The organism is Arthrobacter agilis, from assembly GCF_030816075.1.
GTDB lineage: Bacteria > Actinomycetota > Actinomycetes > Actinomycetales > Micrococcaceae > Arthrobacter_D > Arthrobacter_D agilis_E.
The window spans coordinates 2,256,754-2,271,552 of sequence record NZ_JAUSXO010000001.1 but is presented as its reverse complement, the minus strand read 5'-3'; the positions used below and the strand labels follow the sequence as shown (position 1 = coordinate 2,271,552).

Here is a 14,799-nt window from a genome sequence, read left to right as displayed (position 1 = left end):
GTTCGGTGACCGGATCGGAGGGGCCGGGAGGGGTCAGCTCCCCTGGGCGTAGCCCTGCGGATTGTTCTTCTGCCAGCGCCAGTGGTCCTCGCACATCTCGGCGAGCGTGCGCTTCGCGGACCAGCCGAGATCGGCCAGCGCCGAGGAGGGGTCGGCATAGCTGACGGCGGCGTCGCCCGGTCGGCGCGGGGCGAACTCGTAGGGGACGTCCTTGCCCACCGCCGCGGAGAAGGCCGTGAGGACCTCGAGGACGGAGGAGCCGCGCCCGGTCCCGAGGTTCCAGGTGTGCACCCCGCCGTGTGCCACGAGGTAGTCCAGGGCGGCCAGGTGTCCCTCGGCCAGGTCGACGACGTGGATGTAGTCGCGGACGCCCGTCCCGTCCGGCGTCGGGTAGTCGTTGCCGAATACGAGGACCTTCTCACGCCGGCCCACGGCGACCTGCGCCACGAACGGCAGGAGGTTGTTCGGGATGCCGGTCGGGTCCTCGCCCATCGTCCCCGAGGCGTGTGCGCCGACGGGGTTGAAGTAGCGCAGCAGGGCGATGTTCCAGCGCGGGTCGGCCGCACCGAGGTCGGAGAGGATGTCCTCGATCTGCTCCTTGGTCCGCCCGTACGGGTTGACGGCGTCGAGCGGGAGCTTCTCGGTCAGGGGTACTTCCTCCGAGGCGCCGTAGACCGTCGCCGAGGAACTGAACACGAGGGTGCGCACACCGGCGTCGTCCATCACGCGCAGCAGGCTCAGGGTGCCGCCCACATTGTTGGAGTAGTAGTAGAGCGGCTTCTCGACCGATTCGCCCACGGCCTTCAGCCCCGCGAAGTGGATGACGGCGTCGACCTGCTCCTCCGCGAAGATGGCGCGCAGCCGGGGCTCGTCCAGGAGGTCGGCCTGATGGAAGGTCGGCGTGCGGCCCGCGAGGGTCGCCACCCGATCCAGCGACGTCTTGGTCGAGTTGAGCAGGTTGTCGACGACGACGACGTCATGGCCGTGTTCGAGCAGGGTCAGGACGGTGTGCGAGCCGATGTAGCCGCTGCCACCGGTAACGAGGATCTTCATGCTTCCATCCTAGGTCGGCGGCGCTGCCCGACCGGGCCGGCATGACGACGATGGCCCGGGCAGGTGCCCGGGCCATCGTCGTCGTCCTTGCCGTGCCGTCAGAGCGGCGGGGCCCCGACGGTGTCGTACATGGCGTAGTCGTCGGTGGTGACGGTGCCGTTGCCGAACAGGCTCAGCCCGAAGCTGATGGCGGTGGCCCCGGCGGGCAGCGCCGGTGTGGTGAAGCTCGCCTGGGTGTAGGCGCCCGCCGCGGGCAGCCAGGGGCCGGAGGTCCAGTACACCCAGGTGCCGGAGGCGTCCCGGTAGTAGAGGGCGAACTGGGTGATCGCCGTGGAGGTGTACCAGGCGCGTACCGAGTAGGTCTTCCCCGCGGTGGCCGCCGGAGCGCAGGTGCCCGTGTCCAGGGAGGTCAGCAGCTTCGCGTCACCGCCGGAGTAGCCGGTGATGGTGAGGCGCTCCGCCTTGGTGCCGGTCCGAGCGGTGGCCACGGTGCTGAAGGTCGGCGTGTTGACCCCGAATCCCGAGGACTGCCAGCACTGGGGGAACGCGCCGCTTCCGGCCGTCTCCAGGCTGGGGTTCTTCACGAGATTGGTCCCCGGGGCCGGCGGCGGCGGCGGGGTCACGTTCGCGGTATCGAACATCTCGTAGTCGTCCGTGGTGAGGGTGCCGTTGCTGAAGAGGTTCAGGCCGAAGCTGAGGCCGTTCGCGCCGGCCGGCAGGGGCGGCGTGGTCCAGCTGGCCTTCTGGTAGGTGCTGGACGCCGCGAACCAGGGGCTGGAGGTCCAGTACTTCCACGAGCCGACCCCTGTGCGGTAGTAGAGGGCGAACTGCGTCGGTGCGGTCGATTTGTACCAGGCGCCCAGGTTGTAGGTACGGCCGGCCGTGGCCGGGGGTGAACAGCCGCCGAGGTCGAGCGCGGGCAGGAGCTTCGCGTCACCGTCGACGTAGCCGCTGACCACCAGCTGCTCGGCACGGGTACCGGTGCGGCCGGGACTCACCACGGAGAACGCGGTGGTGTTGGTGCCGTAGCCGCCCGCGTTCCAGCACTGCGGGACGCCGTTGGTGAGCGTCTCGAGGCCGGGGTTCTTCACGAGGTTCCCGCCCACGGGCGGAGGAGGGACGGCGGGCCCCGAGACCACCGGCTTGACCGTGCCGCCCACCACCTGGTCGACGGTCTTGACGGTGGTGGTCGCGGGCCTGGTCTTCAGCCAGGCGGCGAACTGGTCGAAGAGCGCCGGTGTGACGGCCAGGGGGTCGGTCCCGCCGATGTGGTGGAAGGTGAGCTGGATCCACCCGCCCACGGACTCGGCCTGGGTGACGCTGTTCTGCAGGTCTGCCAGGGTCCAGGTGTTCTCGACCTGGTCCGGGGCTGCGGTGTTCCAGGGGTTCACGGCCGGGATCGTCTCGGCCAGGGGGCAGGTGCCGCAGCTGAACCGCGTCTTGATGTCGCCGAGCCCGCGGGCGCTGTTGTACCCGCAGTTCTTCGCGATCGTCTCGATCGCCGGGGTGTTCGAGGCGAACGGATAGGCGAAGCTCGTGACGCGGAACCCCCAGCTGGTGAGGTTGACGCGGTCGTTGCAGATCTGGCGGGTCGCCTCGTCGGACGGCAGCGTCACCAGATCGGGGTGGGTCACGGTGTGGCCGCCGATCTCGTGGCCGGCGGCGGCCAGCGTCCTGAGGTCGGCCTGCGTCAGGTAGCCCGCCGTGTCGGTGACCCCGGATGTGACGTAGAAGGTGCCCTTGAGGCCGTACTTGTTCAGGGTCTGGGCAGCGATCAGCTGATCCGCGTTACCGTCGTCGAACGTGAGGGAGACGACGGTCGGGCCCGCGGCCGAGGCCGCCGGGGGAGCGATGGCGGGGCTGACGATCCCCACGGCGAGGGCCAGCAGGGCCGTCACCACCCATACCGCCCACCGGCCCGGAGCCGGGGCGCCGTGCAGTGGTCCGTGGTTTCTTGTGGTGCTTCCTGACGAAGTCATGGTTTCTCGCTCACTTCAGAACTGGGATTCCCGGACGCGCGCCGTTCCGGGGCACCCTTCAACCTACGACTCCGCCCCGGCGAAGCCACGCGAGATCGCTACCCATATCTTCAGGGGCAACACTCGGCTTCGGTACGGGCGTCTCGCAGCGGCTCCGAGTAGTGTCCCGGCCGGCGTCGAGTGCTGTTCGGCCTTTGAAGCGCCGTCCGCGCCGGGTCTACTCTAGGAAACCAGGCTGACCGGTCCTGAAGGAGGCCAATGTCGTATCCCGACCCCGGCTACAGCGCGTACTTCACCGTGGACACCTCGGAGGTGCTCCTCGTGGCGCTCTACCTCCGGGACTGTGCAGGCCTCAAGGGCGTGGGACGGCCGTCCCTGCCGCCCGTGATCCCCACCGTCCGGGCCGTCGACACCCACCGCCTGGCCCGGACGGGGGAAGCCTCTGTCCTGCGGGTCGAGTGGGAGGCGTGGTGGCACAGCCTCGTCGCGCACAGGATCAGCGGCGCCGTGCTGCCCGTCCCGCCGCTGTTCGAGGCCCTCGACGGCATGGAGGCGCTCAAGGGGCTGTTGCGCGCGCACGTCGGGGCCGCGACGGACTGGGCGGAGGAGCGGTGTGCCGAGTACGCCCTGCATGCCGGCGCCAGGGGGGCCGACAGCATGGAGAGCCTGCTGGCGCGGCTCGTGCAGGAACGCGAGTTCGAGCTGGGCCGGGCCGCCCGCCGCTTCACCCTCGAGGTCGTCGAACTGCCGCTGGGTGTCCGGCGGGCATGGTGGGTGGAGCCGGACAAGCTGCTCATGTGCCAGGACCTGTTCGACGACGAGCGCTCGTTCCGCAGCTACGTGGAACCGGTCATCCGGGCACTGGCCTGACCACACGCGCCCGTCCGGCAGGTGCCCGACGGCGGGCCGTCAGGGTGTTCCGCCCGCAACGGTGATGGTGAGCGTCCCGGGAGCCGTCGTCGTCGACGTCCACCCGCCGTCCGCCCTCACCCATTCGAGGCCCGAGTAGGCCACCGAGGTGATCTCGAGGGCCGACGCATGCGCCACGGCCCATTGCGCGGCCGCCCAGCCGCCGGTGCCGTCGAGCTGCACGGCGAGCCGGTTCCCGTCGACGGCCCCGCCGAGGGGGCCGAAGACCTCCTCCGCGGCGGTCGAGACGGCCAGGGGGTCGCCCGTGGCGGCCGGCTCCCGGAGGGTGCAGTCGAGGGCGGCCGGGGAGTTGCCGGTCAGTGCCGAGGCGAAGGCCCGGCTCTCGGGCTCGTGGTCCGCATACGCGTCCGGGAAGGCGGAGCGCTGCACCGTCTGGGCGGCCTCCGTGATGGGGAGCGTCTCGTAGCCCGGCACCTCCACGAGCGCGTCGTAGAAGGCACCCGCGGCGTAGACGGGGGTCAGAACCTGCTCCTCCGAGCCCCAGCCCTGCGAGGGGCGCTGCTGGAACAGGCCCCGTGAATCCGGTCCGGCCTCGTCGCCGTAGTCGATGTTCTCGAGCCTCGACTCCTGGATGGCCGTCGCGATGGCGATCGTCGCGGCGCGTGCCGGGAGGCCGCGGCCCACGGCGACCCCCGAGATCAGGGCCGCGTTCTCGGCCTGCCGCGGCGTGAGCTCGAACGTGTCGGTACCCACGGTGGCGCTGCAGCGCTCGCGGACCAGCACCTCGCTGTCGTCCAGTGCGTGGACGGCGAGCACGGTCCCGCCGACGACGACGGCCGCCAACCCGGTCAGCAGGGCACCGGTCCGGAGCCGGCGCCGGCGACGGCGGACGGCGGCGGACGGACCCCGCGGAGCCACGCGCTAGTTGGCGTGCAGGGCCGGGTTGAGGGCGATGCCCTCCCCGCGACGGGGACGTGCCTCGACGGCACCGGTGGCGGAGTTGCGCAGGAACAGGATGCCGGACTCGCCCGAGAGATCCTTCGCCTTGACGAGCGTGCCGTCCTGCAGCGTCACCTTCGTGCCCGCGGTGAGGTAGAGCCCTGCCTCGACCACGCAGTCGTCGCCGAGGGAGATACCGACGCCGGACTCCGCCCCGAGCAGGCATCGCTCGCCGATGGTGATGCGCTCCTTGCCGCCGCCGGAGAGGGTTCCCATGATCGAGGCGCCGCCACCGATGTCGGAGCCGTCCCCGACGACGACCCCGGCGGAGATCCGGCCCTCGACCATGGAGTGACCGAGGGTGCCGGCGTTGAAGTTCACGAAGCCCTCGTGCATCACTGTGGTTCCCTCGGCCAGGTGCGCACCCAGGCGCACGCGGTCGGCGTCGGCGATACGGACGCCCGCGGGTACCACGTAGTCCACCATGCGGGGGAACTTGTCCACCCCGTGCACCTGGACGGGGCCGCGGGCGCGTAGGGCCGCACGGACCGTCTCGAAGTCCTGGACCTGTGCGGGCCCGTGGTTCGTCCAGACCACGTTCGCGAGCAGGCCGAAGATCCCGTCGAGGTTGATGGTGTTGGGCTGCACCAGGCGGTGGGACAGGAGGTGCAGCCGCAGGTAGGCGTCCTCGGTGCCGGCCGGGGCCGCCTCGGGATCGATCGTCAGGTCGACGACGCGCTGGGTGACCTTGCGCGCGTTGTCCACGCCGGCCTCCGCGAGGGCCTCCAGCGAGTCCCTCAGGTGGGCCGACGTGCGGTCCTCGCCGCACCAGGGGGCGGGGAACCAGGCGTCCAGCACCGTTCCGTCCGATGCCACGGTGGCGAGGCCGGTACCGCCGGCCAGCCGCTGCGGGGTGGAGGGCATGGACGGGCTGGGCAGGGGAGGAGTCATGGGCAGCAGTCTACCGAGGGATAGTGTTGCAGCATGATTCAGACACCCGCCGCGGAGCTCGATCTCGGCTCCGACGTCGCCCTCCTGACCGCCCGGCTCATCGATCTCGAGAGCGTCTCGGGCAACGAGGCGGGCATCGCCGACGCCGTCGAGCAGGCGCTGCGGCGCCTCGACCACCTCGAGGTGGTCCGCGACGGCGACTGCGTCATGGCGCGCACCCGGCTCGGACGGGCGGAGCGCGTCATCCTCGCCGGTCACCTCGACACCGTCCCGCTGCCGTCGGCACCGGGGTCCCGCGGCACGGTGCCGTCCACCTGGGAGGGCGAGGTCCTGTACGGCAGGGGAGCCACGGACATGAAGGGCGGCGTGGCGGTGCAGCTGGCGCTCGCCGCGGCCCTGACCGAGCCCACCCGGGACATCACGTTCATCTTCTACGACCACGAGGAGGTCGAGGCGTCGCTGAGCGGCCTCGGCCGGGTCGCCGTCTCCTACCCGGAATGGCTCGTCGCGGACTTCGCCGTCCTGCTGGAACCCACGGACGGCACGGTGGAGGGCGGGTGTAACGGCACCGCGCGGTTCGAGGTCAGGGTGACCGGCAGGGCAGCCCATTCAGCACGTGCGTGGCGGGGCGTGAACGCCATCCATGGGGCCGCCGAGATCCTCGTCCGGCTGCGGGACCACGAACCCGCCACCGTCCACGTGGACGGGCTGGACTACCGCGAGAGCCTCAATGCCGTGAAGATCGCCGGTGGCACGGCGGGCAACATCATCCCGGACGGCGCGGTCATCGAGGTGAACTACCGTTTCGCGCCCGACAAGACCCCCGAGCAGGCCGAGGACTACGTGCGCGCCCTGCTCGAGGGGTTCGCGGTGAAGCGGACCGACGCCGCTGCCGGGGCGCGGCCGGGGCTGCACCATCCCGCAGCCGCCGCGTTCGTCGCGGCGGTGGGCGAGGAACCGAAGCCGAAGTACGGCTGGACCGACGTCGCGCGGTTCAGCGCCCTCGGCGTCCCTGCGGTCAACTTCGGTCCGGGCGACGCCCTCCTGGCGCACACGGACGACGAGCACGTGCAGGCCGACGCCGTGCGCGCCTGCCTCGCGGCGATGGTCGCCTGGCTGTCCTGACGGGAGCGGCCGGAGGACCCGGCAGGAAGAGCGACGCAGGGCCCGGCAGCTGCCGGGCCCTGCGTCGTTCCGTCCGCCGGACGGCCTCAGGTGGAGGCCGCGTCCAGCGCGACGGCTTCCTGTGCCGCGGGCCTGCGGCCCTTCGTCCTGAAACTGAGGAGCACGGACAGCCGTGTGGCCAGCGTCGAGAGGGCGAAGTTGATGGCGATGAAGATCGCCGCGGCGACCAGCAGCGACGGGATCACGTTGCCCTCGCCGACACCCAACCGCCGCGTGTACTGCAGCAGTTCGGGGTAGGTGATGATGAAGCCCAGGGCGGAGTCCTTGAGGATCACCACGAACTGGCTGACCAGCGCCGGCAGCATCGCGATGAGCGCCTGCGGCACCTCGATGTTCCGCAGCGACTGGTTCCTCGTCAGGCCGATCGCCATGCCCGCCTCGCGCTGGCCCCTGGGCAGGCCGTACACGCCGGAACGCACGAGTTCGGCGATGACGGAGCCGTTGTAGAGCGTGAGGGCGAGGATCACGGCGATGAGCGGCGCCTCCTGCGGCTTCACGGCGCCCGAACTGCCGAGTGCCAGCCAGAAGAAGATCATCATGAGGAGCACCGGCACCGCCCGCAGGAACTCGACGACGACACCTGCGATCCAGCGGATCGGCGCCACATGTGAGAGCCTGCCGACGCCGAAGACCAGTCCGAAGGCCACCGAGGTGACGATCGCGATCCCGGCGGCCTTCAGCGTGTTGCCGAGGCCGGGCAGGATGAAGAACTCCCACGTCCGCGATTCGAGGAAGGGCGTCCACATGCTCGCGGCGAACTGGCCCTTGTCCGCCAGCGCCGAGATCACCCAGGCGAGGATGCCGAGGACGATCAGGACGCCGACGATGTTGCCGATGAGGATGGTGCGTCGCGCTCGGGGGCCCGGCGCGTCGAAGAGGACCTGCTGTGCGCTCATCGGGCCACCGCCAGTTTCCGTGAGGCCCACGTGGTCAGCAGACCGATCGGGATCACGAGGATCACGAAGCCCAGGGCGAAGGTGAGGAAGATCGGGATGACCAGGTCCGAGCGGAACTCGATCATGGTCTTCATGAGGCTGGACGACTCGGCCGCTACGGAACCGGCCGCGGCGACGGTCGAGTTCTTGATGAGGGCGATCAGCACGTTGCCGAGCGGGGCGATGGCGCCCCGGAAGGCCTGCGGCAGGATGATGAGCCGCGCCGCCGGCAGGAAGCCGAGGCCGATGGCCCGCGCCGCTTCCGCCTGCCCGACGGGGACCGTGTTGACGCCGCTGCGGATCGCCTCGCACACGAAGGCCGCGTGGTACAGCGAGAGGCCGACGATGGCGATCCTGAACAGGCTGTCGTCGAGCTCACCGGCGAGGCTGATCTGCATGACCGAGAACAGGCCGAGGAACCCGAACGCGAGGATGATCGTCAGCGGCGTGTTCCGGAAGATGTTGACGTAGGCCGTGCCGAACCACTGCAGGCTCGGGATGGGCGAGATGCGGAACAGGGCCAGCACCGTGCCGATGACGAGGGCCCAGATGGCAGCCCAGAAGGACAGCTGGATGTTGACCCAGAACGCTGCGGGCACGTTGTAGGTCTCGAACAGCGACAGGTAGTTCTCCACGGTTCACCCCTTTCCGGGTGGGGGACATGGCATTGGTGGGGCGGCCCGGACGGACCGCCCCACCAAGGGGAGCGATGCTAGGCGCAGGGCTCGGGCGTGGGCGGGTTGAGGTCCTTGTTGAAGGAGTAGTCGGCACCCTCGGTGTTGCGGGTGATCGCCTCTTCCCAGGCACCGTCGTCGATCATCTTGGTGATGGCGGCGTTGATGTCCTCACAGCGGTCGCTGTCCTGGGGCAGGCCGACGCCGTACTTCTCCTCCGAGAAGGTGTTGCCGACGACCTTGAACTTGCCCGCGTTGGCCTCCTGCGAGGCGAGGCCGGCGAGGATGATGTCGTCGGTGGTGACGGCGTCGATCTGGCCGCCGCCCATCGCGGTGACGCACTCGGCGTAGCCCGGCTGCTCGACGAGTTGGACGCCGGGGTACTGGTCCTTGATCTTCTGCGCGGACGTGGAGCCGGTGACCGAGCAGAGGTTCTTGCCCTCGAGGTCCTCGGGGCCCGTGATGTCGCTGTCGGTGGGGACGAGGAGGTCCTGGCCGGCCACGAAGTACGGGCCGGCGAAGGCGACGGTCTCCTTGCGCGTGTCGGTGATCGAGTAGGTCGCGAAGATCATGTCCACCTGGTTGTTGGACAGCAGGTTCTCGCGGTTCGCGGAGGGCGCCTCGACGAATTCGATGTTGTCCTCGGTCACTCCGAGCTCGTTCGCCACGTACTTCGCGACGTCGACGTCGAAGCCGGAGTAGGAGCCGCCCTCGTCGTAGCCGAGGCCGGGCTGGTCGAACTTGATGCCGATGCGAAGGCTCTCGCCGCCGCCCTCTCCGCCGCTACCGCTCTCGGCGCTGTCGCCACCGCCGCCACAGGCGGACAGTGTCAGTGCGGCCACCGCAGCCACCGCGGCTGCTGCGTATCGGGTCTTCTGCATGGGTTCTCCTTGGATTGCGGCCTCGCGAGGCCCTCGTGGATTGCTTGCGGGGTGAGTGGGACGGGCAGGGTCAGTGCGAGAGGATCTTGCCGAGGAAGTCCCGGGCGCGCTCGCTCTGCGGGTTGGTGAAGAACTCCTCGGGGGTGGCCTGCTCCACGATCTGGCCGTCGGCCATGAAGATCACGCGGTCGGCTGCCCGCCGGGCGAAGCCCATCTCGTGGGTGACCACGATCATGGTCATGCCCTCCTTGGCGAGCGACACCATGGCGTCGAGGACCTCGTTGATCATCTCCGGGTCCAGCGCGGAGGTGGGCTCGTCGAACAGCATGACCTTCGGCTGCATCGCGAGGGCCCGTGCGATGGCCACGCGCTGCTGCTGGCCGCCGGACAGCTGGGCCGGCAGCTTCTGCGCCTGGTTGTCGACGCCGACCCGCTTCAGCAGCGACATCGCGAGGTCCTTGGCCTGGCCGCTCTTCATGCCCTTGACCTTGATGGGTCCGAGCGTCACGTTCTCCAGGATGGATTTGTGGGCGAAGAGGTTGAAGGACTGGAAGACCATGCCGACGTCGGCGCGCAGCTTCGCGAGGGCCTTTCCCTCGGCCGGGAGCACCTTGCCGTCGATGGTGATCTCGCCGTCGTCGATGGTCTCAAGGCGGTTGATCGCGCGGCAGAGCGTCGACTTGCCGGACCCGGAGGGCCCGATCACGACGACGACTTCACCGCGGGCGACCTCCAGGTCGATGTCGCGCAGGACGTGCAGGTCCCCGAAGTGCTTGTTCACGTGCTTGAGGGAGACGAGAGGGCTTCCCGTGGACGCGGGCGTGGCCGGGCGGGGTTCACTTGTCATGGGAGAAATCTAGCGAACTATTCCTTTGCGGCAATACACAGCGGCGCAAAGGTATCGATTGTGATTCAAGAGCAACCAAAGCCCGTGCGGCCCCCGGCGTTGGTTAGCCTAGGTAAATGTCTCCTTCCCAGCACCCCTCGGCCGGCGATGGCGCACGGCTCCCCGCCCTGCACGGCGACGACGCACCGGCTGTGGCCGGCGTGCCCGCCGCCGGCGGCTCGAACGGCTCCTCGCGACCACGGGGCGAGGCGGGGCCGGCGACCAGGCGGAAGGGCTCCGTGGAACTGAGGCGCGGCCAGGCGACGGTGCCGCAGGCGGACAAGATGCTCCTGGATGCGGATGACAACGGCGGCTTCACCCGCACCGATCCGTGGCGCGTCCTGCGGATCCAGAGCGAGTTCGTGGAGGGGTTCGGCACGCTCGCGGACCTGGGGCCGGCCATCAGCGTCTTCGGGTCGGCACGGACGCCCCGCGAATCGGCCTTCTACGCCATCGGCGAGGAGGTGGGCCGGCGGCTCGCCGAATCCGGGTTCGCGGTCATCACCGGGGGAGGCCCGGGCGCCATGGAGGCCGCCAACAAGGGTGCCTGCCAGGCGGGCGGGACCTCCGTGGGACTCGGCATCGAACTGCCCTTCGAGCAGGGCATGAACGAGTGGGTGGACCTCGGCATCAACTTCCGGTACTTCTTCGCCCGGAAGACCATGTTCGTCAAGTACGCGAGCGGGTTCGTGGTGCTGCCGGGCGGCTTCGGCACGCTCGACGAGCTGTTCGAGGCGATGACGCTCGTGCAGACCCGCAAGGTCACGTCCTTCCCGATCGTGCTCGTCGGGGTGGCCTACTGGCAGCCGCTGCTCGACTGGATCGAGGGCACGCTGCTCCCTGCGGGCACCATCTCCGAGAAGGACCTCTCGCTGCTGCAGCTCGTCGAGACGGCCGAGGACGCCGTGCGGATCGTGGCGGCGTCGGCCGGCCACGACCACCCGGCCTGAACCGCTCCGGGGTCCCGGCGGTGACGTCCGGGGTGCCCGGTCACTCCGGCGGCCCCGGCGATTCTGGCACCATTGCGGTGTGACTATCTTCCTGGTGATCCTCGCCGTCCTGCTGGTGGGGGGAACCGCCGTCCTCGCCTCGGGCCGGCCGCTGCCTGCACCCCTCCAGCGACTCGCGGTGAGCGCGCGCTCGGGGTCCGGGTCGGCGACGCCCGCGGGATGGGCGGACCCCGCGGCACCGGCGGGGCCGGGGCTGGTGGAACCCGTCGCCTCCCTGCCGCCGGTCCTGCTGCCCGAGGCACCCTCGGCACAGGACGTGGACGCGATCCGCTTCGGCCTCGGGCTGCGCGGCTACCGCATGGACCAGGTGGACGAGGTCCTCGACCGCCTCGCTGCGGCCCTCGAGGAACGCGACGCCGTCATCGCAGGGTTGCGCGTGCAGCTCGCCGGACGGGACACGGGACGCGGGACCGGGACCCGACAGGACGCCGGGTGGTGAGCGGCGCCGGTCCCGGCTCCGACGGCCGGCTGCGCTGCGGCTGGGCGCTGGCGAGCGCGGACTACGAGCGCTATCACGACGAGGAATGGGGCCGGCCCGTCAGGGGAGAGGCTGCGCTGTTCGAACGGTTGAGCCTCGAGGCCTTCCAGTCGGGCCTGAGCTGGATCACCATCCTGCGGAAGCGGGACGCCTTCCGGCGGGCCTTCGCCGGCTTCGACCCGACGGCCGTCGCGGAATTCGGCGCCGACGACGTCGGGCGGCTCATGACGGACACGGGGATCGTCCGGAACCGGCAGAAGATCGACGCCACCATCGCCAACGCCCGCGCCCTGCTCGCACTGCCGGCGGGGACCACCCTCGGCTCGGTCCTCGAGAGCCACCGGCCACCGCCACGTCCGGCGCCCGCCGAGCTCGCGGATGTCCCGGCCATCACGCCCGAGAGCACGGCACTGGCCAGGGAGCTGAAGCGCCTCGGATTCCGCTTCGTGGGTCCGACGACGGCGTACGCCATGCTGCAGGCCACGGGGTACGTCGACGACCACCTCCGGGACTGCTGGGTCCGGTCCGACGGCGGCGGGGAGGTGTCGGCGACCCCCGACGGCGCACGCCCATGAGCCGCACGGCCGCGGCCCGGACACGCCGTCCCGCTCTGTCCGCCAGGCTCTCCGCGCTGACGTCCAGACTGGCCGCCGTCCACTGGTCGGTACCGGTGCTCGCGGTGTTCCTCGTCGGCCGCATCGTGTCCACCGGGATCCTCCTGCTCGCCGCGGCGCGCCAGGGACCGAGCCCGTGGTCGGGCGCCGCCCCCGGGTACGGCACGTTCATCAACTACTGGGACAGCGGCTGGTACGAACGCATCTTCAGGGAGGGCTACCCGACCGAGCTGCCGCGGGACGGCGAGGGTGCCGTCAGCCACAACCAGTGGGCGTTCTACCCGCTCTTCCCGGGACTGGTCCGTCTCCTCGACGCCGGCACCGGCCTCGGCTGGGGGATCCTCGCCCCCGTCGTCACGGTCGCCGCCGCGGCGGGAGTCGCGCTCGTCGTCTACCGCCTCTTCCGGCTCCGGACGGACCACCGGACCGCGCTCGCAGGGGTCGCCGTGGTGTCCTTCGCCCCCGTCGCCGTGATCCTGCAGGTGCCGTATGCGGAATCGCTGCACCTGCTGCTCCTCGCGTCCTCGCTCCACCTCGTGGCGAGGGGCCGCCACTACGCGGCGATGCCCGTCGTCGTGCTCATGTGCCTGGCCCGTCCGGCAGGGGTGCCGTTCGCCATCATGGTGGGCATCCTGTTCCTCTCCGCCCTCTGGAGGAGTCGCCGCGCAGGGGAGGATCCGGCCGCCCGTCGGCAGGTCGTCTCCCTGTTCCTGCTGGGCCTGGTCTCGTCCCTCGCCGCCGTCGCGTGGCCGGGTATCGCGTGGGCGGTCACGGGACAGGCAGACGCGTACGTGGCCACCGAGACCGCGTGGCGCGGGGAGCCGCTGGCGCCCTTCGTCCCCTGGTTCGAGACGCCCGCCGCACTGCTGGGCCCGGGAGCGGCGGCCCTCGTGGTGGCGGCCCTGCTGATCGGTCTCGTGGCGCTCTTCCTCACGCCGGCGGTGCGCTCGATGGGTCTGGTCCTCGGCGCCTGGTGCGCCGGCTACCTGCTGTACCTCGCGGCCTTCTGGGACCCGCAGTCGAGCACGTGGCGCATCCTGACGCCGCTGTTCCCCCTCGCGCTCGCCGTCGCCACCATCCGTAGGGGGCGCCTCCTCTGGGTGCTGCTGCCGGCCTCGGTGGTGCTCCAGTTCCTCTGGGTGGACTGGCTGTGGGGCTGGACGCCGACCGGGCCGGACGGGGATTATCCACCCTGAGTGTGATCCACGCCGCACCTGAATTAGCAGGTGCAGGCCTTGTGCTGAATAATGAAGGGGATGACGTGCACCGCCGGACCTTTCATCGGGCACCGGAGCGGGGCACTGTTTACTGTCGCGCTACCGCTCGTCGCGGTCGCGCCCTGTTGAAAGGGACACCCCCATGGCTGCCATGAAACCGCGAACCGGCGACGGACCGATGGAAGTCACCAAGGAGGGGCGCAGCCTCATCATGCGGGTGCCGATCGACGGCGGCGGTCGCCTCGTCGTCGAACTCAACGCCGAAGAGGCGGGCAAGCTCAAGGACTGCCTGCTCACCGTCACGACCTAGGCCGACCGCGCTCAGGCGCGTTGCTTGACCGCCAGCAGGAGCCCGGTGCCCGTCGGCAGGAGTGCCGACACGAGTGCCTCGTTCTCACGGATCATCTTCCCGACCTGCCGCAGGGTGTTGGTCGACTGCTCGCGCACCGCGGGTTCCGCCACGCGGTCCTGGTCCAGCGCGTCGTTGACGATCATGATGCCGCCGTCCTTGAGCAGGCGCGTGGCCTGCTCGACGTACGCGGGGAGTCCCGGCTTGTCGGCGTCGATGAACACCAGGTCGTAGGCGCGGTCGGTCAGCCGCGGCAGCACGTCGGCGGCGCGGCCGGAGATGGTGCGTGTGCGGTTCGAGGGGATCCCCGCTTCGGCGTACGCCTCGCGGGCCGCGCGCAGGTGGTCGACGTCGGAGTCGATGGTGGTCAGGACGGCGTTCCGGCCGAGCCCCCTCAGCAGGCAGACCCCCGAGACCCCGGCCCCGGCGCCCACCTCGACGGCGGTGGTGGCCTTGGAGGCGGCCGCGAGGACCGTGAGGGCCGCACCCACGGCGGGCGTCACCGGGGCGACGCCCAGTTCGTGGGACCGGTCGCGTGCCCTGAGCAGGACGTCGTCCTCGTCGGGGAGTCCTTCCGTGTAGGACCAGCTGCTGTGTTTGTCGGCGGCCATCGGCATCCGTTCTGTGGTTCGCGGGAGGTGGTGCGGGCTGTCGGGGCCCCGCGTCAACACTACTGTGCGGCGTGCACCTCCTTCCATGCGAGCTGTCCGGCGGAGGAACAGGGGAGGGGCAGGGCGCGTAGGGCCGCTGGTCCTGCCGTCGGAGCCCGCACAATATC

16 protein-coding genes are annotated in these 14,799 nt (G+C 70.5%); 7 read left to right on the top strand and 9 right to left on the bottom strand.

Translation table 11 applies throughout. The features are described 5' to 3' along the window. Positions 1-33: 33 nt before the first annotated feature. Both galE and QFZ50_RS10505 read right to left on the bottom strand, forming a co-directional pair. Entirely contained in the window at positions 34-1,053 is a 1,020-nt protein-coding gene (gene galE / locus QFZ50_RS10510) for a UDP-glucose 4-epimerase GalE (RefSeq protein ID WP_307083974.1), read from the bottom strand. 98 nt (positions 1,054-1,151) lie between these two features. Next, positions 1,152-3,032 (bottom strand): polysaccharide deacetylase family protein, encoded by a 1,881-nt coding sequence (locus QFZ50_RS10505; protein ID WP_307083973.1) that lies wholly within the window; start codon positions 3,030-3,032, stop codon positions 1,152-1,154. 258 nt (positions 3,033-3,290) lie between these two features. Here QFZ50_RS10505 and QFZ50_RS10500 point away from each other — a divergent pair, with 258 nt between their 5' ends. After that, positions 3,291-3,902 (top strand): hypothetical protein, encoded by a 612-nt coding sequence (locus QFZ50_RS10500; protein ID WP_307083971.1) that lies wholly within the window; start codon positions 3,291-3,293, stop codon positions 3,900-3,902. Positions 3,903-3,941: 39 nt separating this feature from the next. Here the strand turns inward: QFZ50_RS10500 and QFZ50_RS10495 are convergent, their stop codons facing one another. Together QFZ50_RS10495 and dapD are read right to left on the bottom strand one after the other, a co-directional pair. Continuing rightward, positions 3,942-4,820: a hypothetical protein gene (locus QFZ50_RS10495; protein ID WP_307083969.1), complete on the bottom strand. Its 879-nt coding sequence runs from the start codon at positions 4,818-4,820 to the stop codon at positions 3,942-3,944. Between the two features lie 3 nt (positions 4,821-4,823). Further along, a complete protein-coding gene (gene dapD / locus QFZ50_RS10490; protein ID WP_307083967.1) occupies positions 4,824-5,792 on the bottom strand; it encodes a 2,3,4,5-tetrahydropyridine-2,6-dicarboxylate N-succinyltransferase in 969 nt (322 codons plus the stop codon). 33 nt (positions 5,793-5,825) lie between these two features. Between dapD and dapE the strand changes: the two genes are divergently transcribed. Beyond that, complete coding sequence (dapE, locus tag QFZ50_RS10485) at positions 5,826-6,917, top strand: succinyl-diaminopimelate desuccinylase (protein ID WP_307083964.1); 1,092 nt, start codon at positions 5,826-5,828, stop codon at positions 6,915-6,917. Positions 6,918-7,003: 86 nt separating this feature from the next. Here dapE and QFZ50_RS10480 read toward each other — a convergent pair whose 3' ends face one another. From QFZ50_RS10480 to QFZ50_RS10465, 4 genes are all read right to left on the bottom strand, one after another. Then, complete coding sequence (locus QFZ50_RS10480; protein WP_307083962.1) at positions 7,004-7,873, bottom strand: amino acid ABC transporter permease; 870 nt, start codon at positions 7,871-7,873, stop codon at positions 7,004-7,006. Further along, on the bottom strand, positions 7,870-8,547 hold the full coding sequence (locus QFZ50_RS10475; RefSeq protein ID WP_307083960.1) for an amino acid ABC transporter permease: 678 nt from the start codon (positions 8,545-8,547) through the stop codon (positions 7,870-7,872). The genes QFZ50_RS10480 and QFZ50_RS10475 overlap by 4 nt, the downstream gene beginning before the upstream one ends. Before the next feature lie 77 nt (positions 8,548-8,624). Then, positions 8,625-9,467, bottom strand: a complete 843-nt coding sequence (locus QFZ50_RS10470; RefSeq protein WP_307083959.1) for a glutamate ABC transporter substrate-binding protein — start codon at positions 9,465-9,467, stop codon at positions 8,625-8,627. 70 nt (positions 9,468-9,537) lie between these two features. Further along, positions 9,538-10,314: an amino acid ABC transporter ATP-binding protein gene (locus tag QFZ50_RS10465; RefSeq protein ID WP_307083958.1), complete on the bottom strand. Its 777-nt coding sequence runs from the start codon at positions 10,312-10,314 to the stop codon at positions 9,538-9,540. A gap of 116 nt (positions 10,315-10,430) precedes the next feature. Here QFZ50_RS10465 and QFZ50_RS10460 point away from each other — a divergent pair, with 116 nt between their 5' ends. The 5 genes from QFZ50_RS10460 (at position 10,431) to QFZ50_RS10440 (ending at position 13,982) form a co-directional block, all read left to right on the top strand. After that, a complete protein-coding gene (locus QFZ50_RS10460; protein ID WP_307083957.1) occupies positions 10,431-11,303 on the top strand; it encodes an LOG family protein in 873 nt (290 codons plus the stop codon). A 79-nt stretch (positions 11,304-11,382) separates the two neighbouring features. After that, on the top strand, positions 11,383-11,802 hold the full coding sequence (locus QFZ50_RS10455) for a DivIVA domain-containing protein (RefSeq protein WP_307083956.1): 420 nt from the start codon (positions 11,383-11,385) through the stop codon (positions 11,800-11,802). Beyond that, entirely contained in the window at positions 11,799-12,416 is a 618-nt protein-coding gene (locus QFZ50_RS10450; protein ID WP_307083955.1) for a DNA-3-methyladenine glycosylase I, read from the top strand. Before QFZ50_RS10455 ends, QFZ50_RS10450 begins: the two co-directional genes overlap by 4 nt. Further along, complete coding sequence (locus tag QFZ50_RS10445) at positions 12,413-13,651, top strand: hypothetical protein (protein WP_307083954.1); 1,239 nt, start codon at positions 12,413-12,415, stop codon at positions 13,649-13,651. Before QFZ50_RS10450 ends, QFZ50_RS10445 begins: the two co-directional genes overlap by 4 nt. A 163-nt stretch (positions 13,652-13,814) precedes the next feature. Further along, positions 13,815-13,982, top strand: coding sequence for a DUF3117 domain-containing protein (locus QFZ50_RS10440; RefSeq protein ID WP_087076540.1), 168 nt, complete (start codon positions 13,815-13,817; stop codon positions 13,980-13,982). 11 nt (positions 13,983-13,993) lie between these two features. On the opposite strand, the gene QFZ50_RS10435 is transcribed toward QFZ50_RS10440, so the two are convergent. After that, positions 13,994-14,632: an O-methyltransferase gene (locus QFZ50_RS10435; RefSeq protein WP_307083953.1), complete on the bottom strand. Its 639-nt coding sequence runs from the start codon at positions 14,630-14,632 to the stop codon at positions 13,994-13,996. Positions 14,633-14,799 lie beyond the last annotated feature (167 nt).

Excerpts from the sequence above, each read along its gene's own strand:
- galE (WP_307083974.1), bottom strand. The coding sequence starts at position 1,053 with ATGAAGATCCTCGTTACCGGTGGCAGCGGCTACATCGGCTCGCACACC.
- QFZ50_RS10505 (WP_307083973.1), bottom strand. The coding sequence starts at position 3,032 with ATGACTTCGTCAGGAAGCACCACAAGAAACCACGGACCACTGCACGGC.
- QFZ50_RS10500 (WP_307083971.1), top strand. The coding sequence starts at position 3,291 with ATGTCGTATCCCGACCCCGGCTACAGCGCGTACTTCACCGTGGACACC.
- dapD (WP_307083967.1), bottom strand. The coding sequence starts at position 5,792 with ATGACTCCTCCCCTGCCCAGCCCGTCCATGCCCTCCACCCCGCAGCGG.
- dapE (WP_307083964.1), top strand. The coding sequence starts at position 5,826 with ATGATTCAGACACCCGCCGCGGAGCTCGATCTCGGCTCCGACGTCGCC.
- QFZ50_RS10480 (WP_307083962.1), bottom strand. The coding sequence starts at position 7,873 with ATGAGCGCACAGCAGGTCCTCTTCGACGCGCCGGGCCCCCGAGCGCGA.
- QFZ50_RS10470 (WP_307083959.1), bottom strand. The coding sequence starts at position 9,467 with ATGCAGAAGACCCGATACGCAGCAGCCGCGGTGGCTGCGGTGGCCGCA.
- QFZ50_RS10465 (WP_307083958.1), bottom strand. The coding sequence starts at position 10,314 with ATGACAAGTGAACCCCGCCCGGCCACGCCCGCGTCCACGGGAAGCCCT.
- QFZ50_RS10460 (WP_307083957.1), top strand. The coding sequence starts at position 10,431 with ATGTCTCCTTCCCAGCACCCCTCGGCCGGCGATGGCGCACGGCTCCCC.
- QFZ50_RS10445 (WP_307083954.1), top strand. The coding sequence starts at position 12,413 with ATGAGCCGCACGGCCGCGGCCCGGACACGCCGTCCCGCTCTGTCCGCC.
- QFZ50_RS10440 (WP_087076540.1), top strand. The coding sequence starts at position 13,815 with ATGGCTGCCATGAAACCGCGAACCGGCGACGGACCGATGGAAGTCACC.
- QFZ50_RS10435 (WP_307083953.1), bottom strand. The coding sequence starts at position 14,632 with ATGGCCGCCGACAAACACAGCAGCTGGTCCTACACGGAAGGACTCCCC.